Origin of the sequence: Providencia sp. (assembly GCF_052096715.1) — a bacterium.
GTDB lineage: Bacteria > Pseudomonadota > Gammaproteobacteria > Enterobacterales > Enterobacteriaceae > Providencia.
Map to the genome: position 1 here is coordinate 89,620 of NZ_JBQDNB010000007.1, position 14,400 is coordinate 104,019.

General features: G+C 40.3%; 10 protein-coding genes. 6 read left to right on the top strand and 4 right to left on the bottom strand.

The features are described 5' to 3' along the window. Positions 1–15: 15 nt before the first annotated feature. On the bottom strand, positions 16–1,122 hold the full coding sequence (gene asd, locus ACTH6U_RS08005; protein WP_294101554.1) for an aspartate-semialdehyde dehydrogenase: 1,107 nt from the start codon (positions 1,120–1,122) through the stop codon (positions 16–18). 335 nt (positions 1,123–1,457) lie between these two features. Between asd and ACTH6U_RS08010 the strand changes: the two genes are divergently transcribed. Continuing rightward, the gene (locus ACTH6U_RS08010) at positions 1,458–2,642 is read left to right on the top strand and encodes an MdtL family multidrug efflux MFS transporter (RefSeq protein ID WP_294101556.1); all 1,185 of its coding nucleotides are present in this window, start codon (positions 1,458–1,460) and stop codon (positions 2,640–2,642) included. After that, positions 2,635–3,615: an HTH-type transcriptional regulator YidZ gene (yidZ, locus tag ACTH6U_RS08015; protein ID WP_336428645.1), complete on the top strand. Its 981-nt coding sequence runs from the start codon at positions 2,635–2,637 to the stop codon at positions 3,613–3,615. The genes ACTH6U_RS08010 and yidZ overlap by 8 nt, the downstream gene beginning before the upstream one ends. An 88-nt stretch (positions 3,616–3,703) precedes the next feature. Here yidZ and ykgO read toward each other — a convergent pair whose 3' ends face one another. The 3 genes from ykgO to ACTH6U_RS08030 form a co-directional block, all read right to left on the bottom strand. Beyond that, positions 3,704–3,844, bottom strand: a complete 141-nt coding sequence (gene ykgO, locus ACTH6U_RS08020; protein WP_294101561.1) for a type B 50S ribosomal protein L36 — start codon at positions 3,842–3,844, stop codon at positions 3,704–3,706. Between the two features lie 2 nt (positions 3,845–3,846). After that, complete coding sequence (locus ACTH6U_RS08025; RefSeq protein WP_294351437.1) at positions 3,847–4,107, bottom strand: type B 50S ribosomal protein L31; 261 nt, start codon at positions 4,105–4,107, stop codon at positions 3,847–3,849. A 178-nt stretch (positions 4,108–4,285) separates the two neighbouring features. Then, positions 4,286–4,846, bottom strand: a complete 561-nt coding sequence (locus tag ACTH6U_RS08030) for a YagU family protein (protein ID WP_441831966.1) — start codon at positions 4,844–4,846, stop codon at positions 4,286–4,288. 279 nt (positions 4,847–5,125) lie between these two features. On the opposite strand from ACTH6U_RS08030, the gene nagK reads away from it, so the two are divergent. From nagK to ACTH6U_RS08050, 4 genes are all read left to right on the top strand, one after another. Beyond that, positions 5,126–6,037: an N-acetylglucosamine kinase gene (gene nagK, locus ACTH6U_RS08035; RefSeq protein ID WP_441831967.1), complete on the top strand. Its 912-nt coding sequence runs from the start codon at positions 5,126–5,128 to the stop codon at positions 6,035–6,037. A 334-nt stretch (positions 6,038–6,371) separates the two neighbouring features. Next, positions 6,372–7,022: a ubiquinone biosynthesis protein UbiH gene (locus ACTH6U_RS08040; RefSeq protein ID WP_441831968.1), complete on the top strand. Its 651-nt coding sequence runs from the start codon at positions 6,372–6,374 to the stop codon at positions 7,020–7,022. A gap of 75 nt (positions 7,023–7,097) precedes the next feature. Continuing rightward, entirely contained in the window at positions 7,098–9,299 is a 2,202-nt protein-coding gene (locus tag ACTH6U_RS08045; protein ID WP_294101572.1) for a hypothetical protein, read from the top strand. A gap of 149 nt (positions 9,300–9,448) precedes the next feature. Continuing rightward, entirely contained in the window at positions 9,449–14,389 is a 4,941-nt protein-coding gene (locus ACTH6U_RS08050) for a DNA repair ATPase (RefSeq protein ID WP_441831969.1), read from the top strand. The last annotated feature ends 11 nt before the right edge of the window (positions 14,390–14,400 follow it).

Sequence of the window (14,400 nt, forward strand, 5' to 3'; positions counted from 1 at the left end):
CCGTAATTTAAGGGTTTACAATAAAATTCTTAACATCCGGCGCAAAGGTTCAGCCGCGCCCCACAGGAGTTGGTCACCAACCGTAAAGGCGGATAGGAAATCAGGACCCATATTTAACTTACGCAAACGACCAACTGGTGTACTCAAAGTACCCGTTACTGCTGCTGGCGTTAGCTCACGCATGGTGATTTCACGGTCATTTGGTACAACTTTAACCCATTCATTATGAGAGGCTAATAGCTGCTCAATATCCTTCATTGGGATATCTTTTTTCAGCTTCAAGGTGAACGCTTGGCTATGGCAACGCAATGCGCCAATACGGACACATAAGCCATCAACGGGAATGATATTACTTCCCGTTGCTAAAATTTTGTTGCTCTCTGCTTGCCCTTTCCACTCTTCACGACTTTGGCCATTTTCAAGTGCTTTATCAATCCATGGGATCAGGCTACCCGCTAATGGAACACCAAAAGCATCTGTTGGCATCGCACCGCTACGAGTGAAGTCAGTGACTTTTTTCTCAATGTCTAATATTGCAGAAGCTGGATTTTGTAGCTCTTTTACCACTTGGGTATGCAACGATCCCATTTGTGATAATAACTCACGCATATTACGTGCACCGGCACCAGAAGCCGCTTGATAAGTCGCAACCGATGCCCACTCAACTAGATTGTTAGTAAACAAACCACCTAAAGACATCAACATCAGGCTTACTGTGCAGTTACCACCAACAAAGGTTTTAATACCTTTATTTAATCCATCTTGAATATGTTGATAGTTAACAGGGTCAAGAATGATAATCGCATCATCTTTCATACGTAGTGAAGATGCAGCATCAATCCAATAGCCATTCCAACCTGACTCTCGCAATTTAGGATAAACTTCATTAGTATAATCGCCACCTTGGCAACTAATAATGATATCCAGAGCTTTTAGTGCATCAATATCAAATGCATCTTGCAATGTACTACGATGCCCACCAAAAACAGGGGCTTCAGAACCGTGTTGCGACGTAGAAAAAAAGACCGGATGGATTACATTAAAATCACCTTCTTCAACCATCCTTTGCATTAATACGGAGCCAACCATTCCACGCCAGCCAATCAAACCTACATTTTTCATTCTATTCACCCTGTCTGATTAAATTTTTTACCCAAAAAATCTCAAAACTCAATTTTATGCCCTTCTTCGGGACAATTGTCACTGACCTTTTAGACAACCGTTAAAATTGACACTGGAGATTTCTCAACTGTATTAAAACTGACAAAATATCAACCAGTGTGCAAGTGAATTTCATCACTAATAGTAAGAAGATTAGTAATAAAGCTAATAATGATAGAAAAACAGTTCTATGCTGTTTTCCAAATTGGAAAAATGCCTTTCGGGATTATTCAATATATTGATGTACTAATAGTGATTAAAATTAACATCTTCTCTTCTTAGGATGCAATTTCCCCATGACCAAGTATGTCCTTTTTAGCTTTTGGATAGTGCTAATTTACCCTCTAGGGGTTGATTTGCATTTAACAGGTATCCCCCTGATTGCTGCCGAATTACATGCCAGTGAAAGTCAGCTTCATATGGCATTTTCTATCTATTTAGCGGGTATGGCCTCCACCATGTTGATTGCTGGTTGGTGTGCCGATCACATTGGCCGCAAACCTGTAGCTTTAGTCGGTGCAGCGATATTTGCATTGTCATCGGTTATGGCAGGCTCATCCTCAACCACCACGATATTTTTAGCGGCTCGTTTCTTACAGGGGATTGGGGCTGGATTCTGCTATGTAGTCACATTCGCATTATTGCGTGATGTTTTATCAGCCAATACGCGAACCAAAGTATTATCTGCAATGAATGGAATTACCTGCATTGCTCCCGTCTTAGCTCCAGTCATTGGCTTTATCATTTTGCTTTTTTATCATTGGTCCGTCATGTTCTACTTTATGGCGGCTTATGCTGTACTGAGTATTATTTTTTGTTTAGCGGCAATTAAAGAAACCAAACCACTTATTAATAAAACGACAATTAATGAAGAAATAAATATTGATGAACCAAATGAAAGCTTATTGAGTCATTTCTTTATCTCTCGCTTAGTTATTTCTTGTTTTGGGATGGCCGTGATTCTGACCTATGTGAACGTGTCGCCGATTATTCTAATGACTAATCTCAATTTTACGACCGGCCAATACTCTACAGCAATGACCTTGCTTGCGATGGTCAGTATGACAACGTCGTTCTTAATGCCAAAATTGATTTCGCTGTTTAACAGTCAATCTATTCTCTATTTCGCGCTTAGCCTTTTTTTACTTAATGCCTTTATTTTATTTCTTTTTCTTTTTTACTTTAGCCATATTGGACTGCTATTTATCGTATTTGCTTTCTGTGGTGTTGGCTTTTCGATGCAATTTGGCATCATCATGAGCCAAGCTCTATCCCCTTTTGCAAGAAGAGCGGGGATCGCCAGCTCGGTGCTCGCCATTTCGCAACTAAGCTTCGCGTCATTTTATATTTGGTTGATGGGCTGGGTCGGGGTACAGTCTGTAAATATGCTGTTCATTATCTTACTTGCGACAGGTATTATCGGTATCACATTATTAAAATTACCGTCTCGAGCCAGTGAAAAGGTAGCCGTCTGTGAATAAGTCATTGCATCGATTAGATTTAAATTTACTGGTTATTTTGCAATATCTGGTTGAAGAAAAGAGTGTCAGTTTAGCGGCAAAACGCCTCTCAATTACCCCGTCTTCAGTCAGTAAATCTTTGGCAAAATTACGCCATTGGTTTGATGACCCGTTATTTATTCGAAGCCCGCAAGGACTTGTTCCAACACCACTCATGAGCCGTATTGAAAAATCATTGCCTGAATTTTTAAATTTATCGAATTATATTGCTGACATTCGTGATACCGAAAAACCGAGGGGGATCAAGTTTCGCTTGATGATGGAAGCGCCGCTCAATCTCATTATGCTACATGATTTATCATTGAAGATTTTGAATCAATACCCTGAATCATCGGTCAGTGTACGGGATTGGGAATATAATTCTCTCGCCAGTATTATGGCAGGGGATGCCGATATCGGTGTTTTAGGGCGAGAAAGCTACCATAAATCGAAAGAATCCATCAATGCTATCCCTGATATTCTCAACTTTGAAGTGCTATTTATCGATAGACCTTTGGCGTTTATTCGAAAAGATCATCCCATTTTAGATGAAGAGTGGAATTTAACTAATCTATTGAAATACCCGCATATTAGTACCGAATATGGTAATCGCATTCCGTGGGCTCTAGATGATTTATTACACAGTATGGGATTAACTCGCCACGTGCATTTATCTTACTCATCATTTGAACAATCGTTATTAATGGCATCCCATTCAGGGCATTCATTAATTGCTTGTTCTCCAGGTTATTGCCAACATTATGTTAATGAATTCCACTTGGATTTAGTCTGTCGCCCACTACCTATCGATGAAATTTTATACAAACAATTAGAAATTCCATTTTTAATGCTTTGGCACAAACGAAATTCTTATAACTCGAAAACACAATGGTTAAGAGAACAAATTAAGAATGGCATCACCGCTTTTATTAATCCGCAACAAATTATTGACTGACAAAAAAAGCCACTACAGAACCAATAACCTGTAATGGCTGAACAGGACAAATATAAAGGTAGGGTATATTCAATTGAAAAAACAAAAACTAACGTTTTTTCTTGCTGCCTTGCACTGCTTTAAAACGCGGATTCGTTTTGCAAATAACATACACGCGACCACGACGGCGAACGACTTTGCAATCAGGATGGCGTTGCTTTGCTGTTTTCAATGAGCTCAATACTTTCACGTTTATTTATCCCCTTTTGATAGAAAGCGAGCAAAACGCTTCTGGAACTGAGCCGTCTTACCTTCTTGAGAAAACATTTTTTGTTTACCGGTATAAAACGGATGTGACTGTGAAGAGACATCTAGTGTCACATAGGGAAAAGTTTCCCCTTCATACTCAATTGTTCTTTGCGTTTGAATCGTTGAACCGACTTTAAAATAAGCATCAACACTGGTGTCGTGAAAAACAACAGTGCGATATTGTGGATGTATTCCTTGTTTCATAATGACCACCAAATGTAATGTTATAATATAACAATATCTAATTTAAAATGATGGCGCAATCTTTTTATGTCAAAGATAATGAAATAATATTGGGTGAGGTCAAAACAGAAAATAAAAAAGGCTAGTTTTTCAATTAACTAGCCTTTTGCGCTAATGAGTTTCATGACTAACGTTTAAATTATCGATAATTCTGTGATAGCGATACTTCAGGATCTGGCTGATGAGTAATACGATTTCTTAAATCTCTTCGAATAATTTCAATCGACCAAAACCAGACAACGTGTCCAAATATCTCAGAAAAATATTCATCGAATGGCAATTCAGATAACGGTGGCGTTAAATTTAATAATGGGAAGCTCACACCGTGAACCGCGACGGTTGCCAGCAACCCCGCCATCGCCCCTTGCCACATTTTCACCTTTGGAAAAATCTCAGCCACTAAACAATATCCAATGGCAAATACCAATGAAAATAGAATATGCGTTATCATCACAGGGTTAATAATGTGTTCTGAAAAAGTATAAACCGTTGCAGTTGGATCAATACCAAGGTAGTCACGCAAAAAAAGGAACGGGGGATTAAATTCATCCCTTCCTCCGGTAAAAGTTCTTGGTGGGAAAGGAACCTCTGCTCCCCATTTCACAAAAGCGGAAACAATCCCCCCGATAATGCCGACAAAAAAAGCCACACCATATCGACGACGATACTTTTCAGTCGTATAAAAAAAACCATTTGACATAAATCACCACTATTTAACTTAAGTTAATTGTTATTTATTTAACATCGTTTTTAAATGATTGGCAAATGACGAGTATCAATAAAAAGATAATCACTGAAAATAAATAAAAAGAGGTGTTTTAAAGCGTGGTCTTGTCATATAACTAAAATAAATATCAAAACGATAATTTAACCCACGGAAAACTTTTGTATAATTGAAGGATTGCACACCATCATTTATTATTTATCAAATAGATAGATAACTATCCATGATAAATATAACCATAAAGGGAAGATGACAATGTATTACGGCTTTGACATGGGTGGAACAAAAATTGAGCTTGCTGTATTCGATCAAGCACTAAATCAAGTATGGCAAAAACGCGTACCGACACCCAAAGAGGACTATCAAGCCCTTCTTAATACTTTTCGTGACTTAACTGCGGAAGCAGATGAGAAATTCAATTGCCAAGGAAAAATTGGCGTTGGCGTTCCCGGCATCGTAAACCAAGCAGAAGGTACGGTATTTACAACCAATGTTCCCGCCGCTCAATACAAACCCTTGATTCATGATTTAGCCAATATATTGCAGCGTCCTGTTAAAGTTGAAAATGACGCTAACTGCTTTGCGTTATCTGAAGCTTGGGACCCCGAATTTAAACGTTACCCAACCGTGCTTGGCCTGATTTTAGGGACTGGTGTAGGCGGTGGTTTTGTCATCAATGGTAAAGTGTTATCAGGTAAAAATGGCATTGCTGGTGAAATCGGTCATATGAACCTCAGTGTTCGCGCCTCAAAGCTGTTAGGCGATACTGTACCCGAAATCACTTGTGGTTGTGGTCAAACTGCCTGCTTTGAAACCTATCTATCAGGCCCAGGCTTTGAACGTATTTATGCTGCATTTACAGGTGAAAAACGCTCTGCCATCGAAATAATTCAGCTTTATAAGCAAGGTGAGACCCAAGCAAAACAGCATGTTGAACGTTACATGTCAGTACTAGGCATGTTTATGGGACAAGTTGTTACTGTCTTTGACCCTGATTTAGTCGTTATTGGTGGCGGGCTATCTCAATTCGAAGCTATCTATCAACTGCTCCCTGAAGTCCTGCCACAATATCTCTATGGCATTGCGACATTACCAGCCATTGAAAAAGCGCGCTATGGTGATTCAGGTGGTGCAAGAGGAGCTGCTTTTTTAAATTTAATTGATTAATCAATAAATAAGTATGCACTCTGTTTTATTTTTTAATGCCAGAGTGCAATTTTTTATAACGAAATTTCGTCTGAAAATAAAATAAAGCGCCCCTCTTTATTGATAGTGATTATCATTTGCACTAAATCAGTGTTAACATCACGCCAATCACTCACGTTAAATCATAACATTTAACTCAAAATCGCAGCTTTTAATTATTGATTAAAATCATCGAGATAACATTAGAGATTTGTCCGATACAGCAAATTATTAGAAACGATATTATTAAGTTATATGATTAAATTAACGGTGCCCTAATAAAATAAAGTCCACGTTAAATTAAGAGAAAAATTCTATGAGTTTGTTTTTTCAAAACAGCCTAGCTTTTCCCACTATTATTTTTAGCGGCCTGCTAATTATTGTCCTATTTTACTGGCTTTGTGCGGCCTTTGGCTTATTAGATATTGACCTATTTAACGTCGATACCGCAGTCGATGGCGGACTAGATGGTAATAGCATAGACGCCACAGGCTTCGCTGGTTGGTTAACTAAATTGGGGCTAGCCGGTATCCCGGTGACCATTATTTTAACGCTATTCACGCTTTTTGGCTGGACGATCACCTACTTCTGTGTGCATTTATTTATTCGATTTATTGATACAAATTTGCTGCGCTATCTCGTCGGTTTCGCCGTCTTTGCCATCACGCTATTTATCGCTCTTCATCTGACTGCACTTTGCCTCAGACCTGTCCGTAATAAATTGAAGAGCCTAAACAAACCTAAAACCGTCCATCAATTAATCGGTCAACTCGCCACAGTTCGCTCAGGAGAAGTCACTGAACACAAAGGTGAAGCAATTTTAGAAGATGGAGGCGCAGGTTTGATTTTACAGATCCGCGCTTCATCAATAGACAATATTAAACGAGGTGATCGCGTCATTATCATTAGCTATGACGCGCAATCTCACAGTTATCAAGTTGTGACCGAAGATGAATTTCGTCATTGATAAAACACGAAATAACGTCTCACTCATAAATAATATTAAAAATGACGATCTCGTCAGAACCTACGGAGAATTAACATGGATTTGGCTGCTTTAATGCCTTTTTTAACCATTATTGGAGGGATAATCCTAGTTATTTTAGGGTTCTTTGGTCTATTCAAAGCCTTCTATATTAAAGTACCACAAGGCACGGCGCTGATAGTTAACGATATGTCATCGCAACCCAAAGTTCACTTCACAGGGGCGCTGGTTTATCCGGTTATCTATAAAAAAGAGTTCATGCGCATTTCTCTTTTAACTTTAGAAGTTGACCGCCGCGGCAAAGATGGCCTGATTTGTCATGATAACTTACGTGCAGATATCACCGTCGCCTTCTATTTGCGCGTGAATGAAACCACTGAAGATGTGCTTAAAGTTGCCAAAGCCATTGGTGTTGAACGTGCATCAGACCACAATGCCGTTAGCGCGCTATTTAGTGCGAAATTCTCTGAGGCATTAAAAACGGTTGGTAAACAACTTGATTTATCGACCTTATTTGAAAATAGGCAAGACTTTCGCGACCGTATTGTCGATGTCATCGGTAAAGATTTAAACGGTTATGCGCTCGAAGATGTGGCGATTGATTATTTAGAACAAACGCCAAAATCAGCGCTTGATCCAAACAATATTTTTGACTCTGAAGGTATTCGTAAGATTACTGAAATTACCGCTATTCATAACATCGAAACCAACCAAAAAGAACGTGACCAAGAACTGGCTATTCAAAAGAAAAATGTTGAGACCCGTGAAGCTAGCTTGGCATTAGAACGTCAACAAGCAGACGCAGAAGCGCGTCAAAAACGTGAAATTGACAATATTCGTTCTCGTGAAACCGCAGAAACGTTACGAGTACAAGAAGAAGAACGTTTAAAATCTGAGCAAGCTAGAATTCAAACCCAACAAGAAATTGATATTCGTGAAGAAAATCGGATGCGTGAGGTTGAAGTCGCTCAACAAAACCGGACTCGTGCTGTCGCTATCGAAGAAGAACGCGTCACTCGTGCTCGTGATCTTGAAATTGTCGCACGTGAGCGTGAAGTCGAATTACAACGCATTGAAAAAGAAAAAGCATTGGAAGAAGAGCGTAAAAATATTTCCAGTGTAATTCGTGAGCGCGTTGTAGTTGAAAAAAGTGTCGCACAAGAAGAAGAACGTATTAAAGAAGTTCGTGAAATTTCAGAAGCTGACCGTTTAAGACAAGTCACTGTTATTAATGCCCAAGCTGAAGCAGAAGAGTTAATGGTTCGCCAAGTGAAAAAAGCTGAGGCAGACGAAGCTAGTGCTAAACACAGAGCCGAAGAAATCAGCACCATGGCTCAAGCTGAACTTGAAGCTTCCGCTAAACAAGCCGAAGCCAAAAAACGCTTAGCAGAAGGTATTGAAGCTGAACATGCCGCAATAGGCCTTGCAGAAGCTCGCGTTCGCCAAGTCACTGCCGAAGCTGAAGAAAAAGAAGGTTTAGTTCAAGCCAATATCACCGCTGAAAAATTGCTTGCCGAAGCGCGTGGATTAAAAGAGAAAGGCTTATCCGAAGCGCAAGTCATGGAAGCCAAAGCGCAAGCCGAGCAGCAACAAGGTCTTGCGGAAGCGAAAATTTTAGAAGAAAAACTCATTGCCCAAGCTCGAGGGGACGAACAACAAGCCAATGCGAAAGAAAAATTGGGTCTTGCTGACGCTAAAGTACTAGAAGAGAAACTTGCAGCACAAGCACGCGGTGAAGGCCAGTTAGGTTCAGCGCAAGCCGAAGTTATCCGCCAGCGCTTGAAAGCTGAGGCAGATGGTTTAACCGATAAATTCAAATCAATGGATCACCTCAGTGATACCGCACGCGCTCACGAAGAGTTCCGTATGCGCCTTGAGAAAGAATTTGAACAATCTATGGCTTCAATTGAAGCTAATAAAGAAATTGCTCGCGAGCAAGCGGATGTATTGGCAGCAGCACTGACCAAAACCAATATTGAAATTGTGGGTGGCGATGGCAGCTTCTTCAATACCTTCTCTAAAGCACTTAGCTTAGGAAAAGCGGTAGATGGCTTTATGGATAAAAGCAGCTTTGCCAAAGAAAATTTTGAAAAACTAGTCAATCGCAGCACCGAAGGTAAAAAAATTGACGTTGCAGAATTACTGAAAAATCCAGAGGTTCAAGATTTAATCAACGGATTTATGGCGGCAAAAGGTGTGGGTCAGCTAGCAAAAACGGTGGCAGCAAAACCAATTCCACCGGCAGATGATCAACTCTAATTAATGCATATTTAAAGGCATATCCCGTTAGGGAATGCCTTGTATTAATGTTTAGTTATACCTAAAACAATCCAAGCTACATAACTAAATACATGTAGCTTGCAACTAACGGGTATGACTCGTTCAAAGCCAAGGAAATTCGTTATACCATGCCAGATATTCAGGATACTAACCGCGAACAAGAAATACTCGATAGTGCTGTAGCTGAAGGAGGCGCTTATGAAATCTTACGTAAGCGTCTTACCGAGCAAGGACAACAGCTCCATCAAAAAGCCGCGCAATTAAATCAAAGCCGGTTAGATGAATTTGGTCAAAGCCAAATGGACATCATTGGCCGCATCCGTATTCGTACTGAAAATAATTGCCAAGCAAGAGATATTGTTCGTGTCGGTGAATGGCTGTTATTTGGTTATAATGTTTTTCTTGGCCTCAAAAAAGAGACCCATCTTGAAGATGTCTTTTCACTTTATCGTTTAATTGAAAACGAGGGTGAATTTGATGTTGAAGCCATGCCTTATGAAGATACTTTTCTCAATGACAACCGCTTTATTCAAGACTTCACTGAACTCTATACTTACTATAAAAATACACAATTACTTCAACTTGTAGAACGTGATGGCAAACTTCTTGCCAGTTTCCAAATTGGCGACCGTATCACCGATGTGCGTGTTTTCCGTTGGTCAATTTCCAGCGATAAAAACAAAATCGACTATATTGATAATCGTGGCGAGCGAGATATTGAACTTCCCCCTGCCTACGATTTTGATTGGACCAGAACCACTCGAGAGGATACCGTTAACGGTCGTTTTCCTCATATCAATATACTCGACACTGTATTTGTTGAGACTATTGGTGGTGACCTCACCATCAAGTGTGAAAATAATACCGAAGATGGATTAGGCATATATCGCGAAGCAGTACTGGATAAAAACCAATCTCTCGATGATGCACAAATAGAATACGCCCATACTGGCAGTTTGATTCTGTTAAAAATCCTACCTTATCGTGAAGAGAGCTGGCGTTACTTGGTTTACAACACGCTAACCGAATCAGTTCAACGTATCGACGCCATCGGCCAAGCCTGTGTGCAATTACCTGAAGATCACGGTATTATTTTTCCGGGTGGCTACTATCTACAAAACGGCGAATACAAAACCTTTGAACAACCTATGGATGGGATGCGTTTTCGCCGTCTGCGCCGTTCACCTAATGGTGAGGACGTCCTGTATGTTTTCTATTCCCCCAACCATGGTCGGCTCGCGCTTTTCAATTATAATTTAATTGAACGAAAACTCGCTATCCCATTGATTGGTCACGGCTATGCCATGTTAGAAGATGGTAAAATGGTCTTGTTTGAAGGGGAAGGTGACGAAGCAACGCGAGTGCATCCGATGCAGGTTTGGCAAACACCATTTTACTCTGAAGAGTTTGCGGATAAACAACCTCCCCGTGGCGGCTTTTTTGGTCGTATCGGTAATGCAGATTTAGTTCGTGGTATTTCTGAAATATTACATATTGCCAAAGAAATCGAAGGTAATCAGGTTTCTGTTTCCCGTTATGAACAACTTAGTCAGCAACCTAAAAGTCTGTTAGATATTTATTACTGGTTTAATGATGAACAGTGCCTAAATATTGGGAAATTACTCAAAGAAATTACCCAAACTAGCGAACTTGTACTCGACGAATATGAAAAAGTAGAGAGTATTCGCCAGCAATCAGCCAAATCAATGAATGAGGCGATTAGTCGCCAAAAATCATTACTTGCCATCACACTGCCTGAAAGCTGGATCGATATTCAACAATTTGTCGATGGGCTCAATGCCCTAAGTGCACAGCGTGGGCACTTAATTTCACTGCGTGAATTCCGTTATATGGATTTAACCAAACTCAGTGAAATGGAAACAGAGATTACGGATGCTCAGCAACAAGTTTCTCAAGCTACCGCCGTTTTCCTTGCTAGCGATAAAGCTTTACAGCCTTTTAAAGCTCAACTAGTCACCTTCGAAGAACAAACTGAAAACGCACAAAATAGTGCCCAGTTAGATGTGCCAATGAATGACATGGAAAAAATGTCAGCCGATTTGGATATGCTGTCTAACTTAATGGCTTCCCTCTCGTTCAACGATGTGACCCAACAAACTCATATCATTGATTCAATTTCGCAGATCTATGCGCAGCTCAACCAATCTCGTGCCCGCTTACAGCAAAAACGAAAATCACAAAGTAGCGTTGAGTCAGTGGCACAATTTGGCGCACAGTTTCGCTTATTTAGCCAAGGGATCACCAACGCGCTGTCTCTTGCCACGTCACCGGAACGTTGCGATGATCAGTTATCTCGATTATTAGTTCAATTAGAAGAGCTTGAAAGCCAATTTAGCAATCACGATGAATTTCTTGATGACATACTGGCAAAGCGAGATGAATTATTCGAAACCTTTGAGTCTCATAAACAAATATTAATTGATGAGCGCCAACGTCGTTCACAGAATCTATTAACTGCCGCTGATCGCCTATTAGAAAGCCTACAACGTAGAACGCTTCGTTTACAGTCTCAAGATGAGCTGAATGCCTTTTTCGCATCCGATCCGTTAGCCTTAAAAACCCGTGAAATCATTGAAAAATTACGGGAAATTAATGATAACGTTAAGGCTGATGATATTGATGCACGGCTCAAATCATCTCGTGACCAAGCTATTCGTACTTTACGCGATAAAACAGATATTTTTGAAAATGGCGGTAATATCATTAAATTGGGGCCTCGCCACCGCTTTAGTGTAAATACCCAAGAGCTTGATCTAACTATCTTGCCTAAAAATAACCAACTTTGGTTGTATTTGACCGGTACAGACTACCAAGAACCAATCGAAAATACAGAACTGGCAGCGCTACAACCTTATTGGTCTGCAACCCTAGAATCTGAATCAGATAGTGTTTATCGTGCTGAATACCTTGCTTATTCTATTATCTATGCCGCGGCAAAACGCCAAGACGGCCTTGATTATGATTCGTTAAAAAGTGCGTTATCTGCACCGGATAAATTAGACAAATTAGTTAGAGACTTTGCCGCACCGCGTTATAAAGAAGGCTACGAAAAAGGTATTCATGACCATGATGCCATCGCCATATTAAAAAAATTAATTCCTATTGGTGAAAGTGCCGATTTGCTACGTTATAACCCAAAATCACGCGCAATTGCAGCGATTTTCTGGGATCAAGTACAAAATGCAACCTACCCTGCGTTATGGCCTGAACGCGCTAGAACGGCGATGAACATTCAACAGCTATTTCACAATGATGATGCCTTGCTCGACCTACAAGCAGAAATTGAAGCAGATATCAGCTTGTTTTTACAAGATAATCCAATTGAATGCCAAAGCTATGAACAGAATCAAGCGGCTGAATACTTAAGTTTTGCCTTAGCAAGGCCATCTATTGACTTGGTTTATAGTAAGTATGCAAGAGACCTTGTGGCAGCATTACAAAATCGCCTAGAAGCGGCCCATATGTGGGTAGATTTTAATCGTTCACAGCAAAACCTTGGCGAACGATATGCACAGCGCTGGGCATTGATTCAAAACTGGCTACAAGGATTATGCTCTGTGCCTGAATTTGCACATCTCATGCCTTATGTACCGGGGGCAATAGCTATTATTATCTTAGATAAAGTCGCATCAGCTCGCTACAGTGAGGTTGATCTCTACTTTAAAGTCAGTGGATTATTAGGTGAACACCCGACCATTGAAAACCAAACACTTTCATTAAGTTTAGATAGCTACTTTGGTCGTATGCGCAAGCAAAGAAAGCAGTTCATTCCTGCATTTCGTCAATATCAAGCACTACGCCAACGCATCGTAACCGAAGAACGTGATCGACTAAAACTACATGAATTTAAAGCTCATCCATTAAGCTCATTTGTCCGTAACAAACTTATCAATAATGTTTATCTGCCTATTATTGGTGACAATATGGCGAAGCAAATTGGTGCGCTTGGTGAAAATAAACGTACTGATTTAATGGGATTATTACTGATGATCTCCCCGCCAGGTTACGGTAAAACCACCTTAATGGAATATGTTGCCGACCGTTTAGGTCTTATTTTTATGAAAATCAATGGCCCAGCACTTGGCCATGATGTTTTATCTCTTGATCCTGAACAAGCCCCTAACGCGACAGCAAGGCAAGAGCTTGAAAAACTCAACCTAGCTTTAGAAATGGGGAATAATGTCATGCTGTATGTGGATGATATCCAACATACTCACCCTGAATTCTTACAAAAATTCATTTCGTTATGTGATGGAACAAGACGAATTGAGGGTATCTGGAAAGGCAAAACTAAGACCTATGACATGCGTGGTAAGAAATTCTGTGTTGTTATGGCGGGTAACCCGTATACCGAATCAGGGGAAGTATTCCGTATTCCTGATATGCTAGCTAACCGTGCCGATATTTATAACTTAGGTGAAGTACTCGGGGGAATGGATGAAGCGTTTGCACTAAGCTATATCGAAAATAGTTTAACATCCAACGCTGTACTGGCCCCTCTTGCACTACGTGATTTAAACGACCTTTATCTTTTAGTGGATAAAGCAATGGGAAAATCAGTCTCAACAAATACCCTAAGCTACCCTTATTCCGATGCGGAAATTAATGAAATAACTGCGGTAATCAGCCACTTAATAACCTTGCGTAATATTGTATTAAAAGTGAATCAGCAATATATTGCCAGTGCTGCACAATCTGATAAATACCGTACTGAGCCTGCATTCCGCTTGCAAGGTAGCTACCGTAATATGAATAAACTGAGCGAAAAAGTCTCTTCAGTGATGAATGATGAAGAACTTGAAAGACTGTTAGATGACCACTATTTAGGTGAAGCGCAACTGCTCACAACAGGCGCGGAAGAGAATTTATTGAAACTCGCCGAATTAAGGGGAACGTTAACAGCAAAAGATGCCGCTCGTTGGCAGCAAATCAAAAAAGATTTTCTGCGTAATAAAGCCCTCGGTGGCGATAATGCAGATATTGGCGATCGAGTCGTGGCACAACTGGCAAATTTAGTGGAAAGTGTTCAGACTTTAGGACAAAACTAATTCAGGGCAAT

Coding starts and splice junctions, on each gene's coding strand:
- asd (WP_294101554.1), bottom strand. CDS start 1,122: ATGAAAAATGTAGGTTTGATTGGCTGGCGTGGAATGGTTGGCTCCGTA.
- ACTH6U_RS08010 (WP_294101556.1), top strand. CDS start 1,458: ATGACCAAGTATGTCCTTTTTAGCTTTTGGATAGTGCTAATTTACCCT.
- ACTH6U_RS08025 (WP_294351437.1), bottom strand. CDS start 4,107: ATGAAACAAGGAATACATCCACAATATCGCACTGTTGTTTTTCACGAC.
- ACTH6U_RS08030 (WP_441831966.1), bottom strand. CDS start 4,846: ATGTCAAATGGTTTTTTTTATACGACTGAAAAGTATCGTCGTCGATAT.
- nagK (WP_441831967.1), top strand. CDS start 5,126: ATGTATTACGGCTTTGACATGGGTGGAACAAAAATTGAGCTTGCTGTA.
- ACTH6U_RS08040 (WP_441831968.1), top strand. CDS start 6,372: ATGAGTTTGTTTTTTCAAAACAGCCTAGCTTTTCCCACTATTATTTTT.
- ACTH6U_RS08045 (WP_294101572.1), top strand. CDS start 7,098: ATGGATTTGGCTGCTTTAATGCCTTTTTTAACCATTATTGGAGGGATA.
- ACTH6U_RS08050 (WP_441831969.1), top strand. CDS start 9,449: ATGCCAGATATTCAGGATACTAACCGCGAACAAGAAATACTCGATAGT.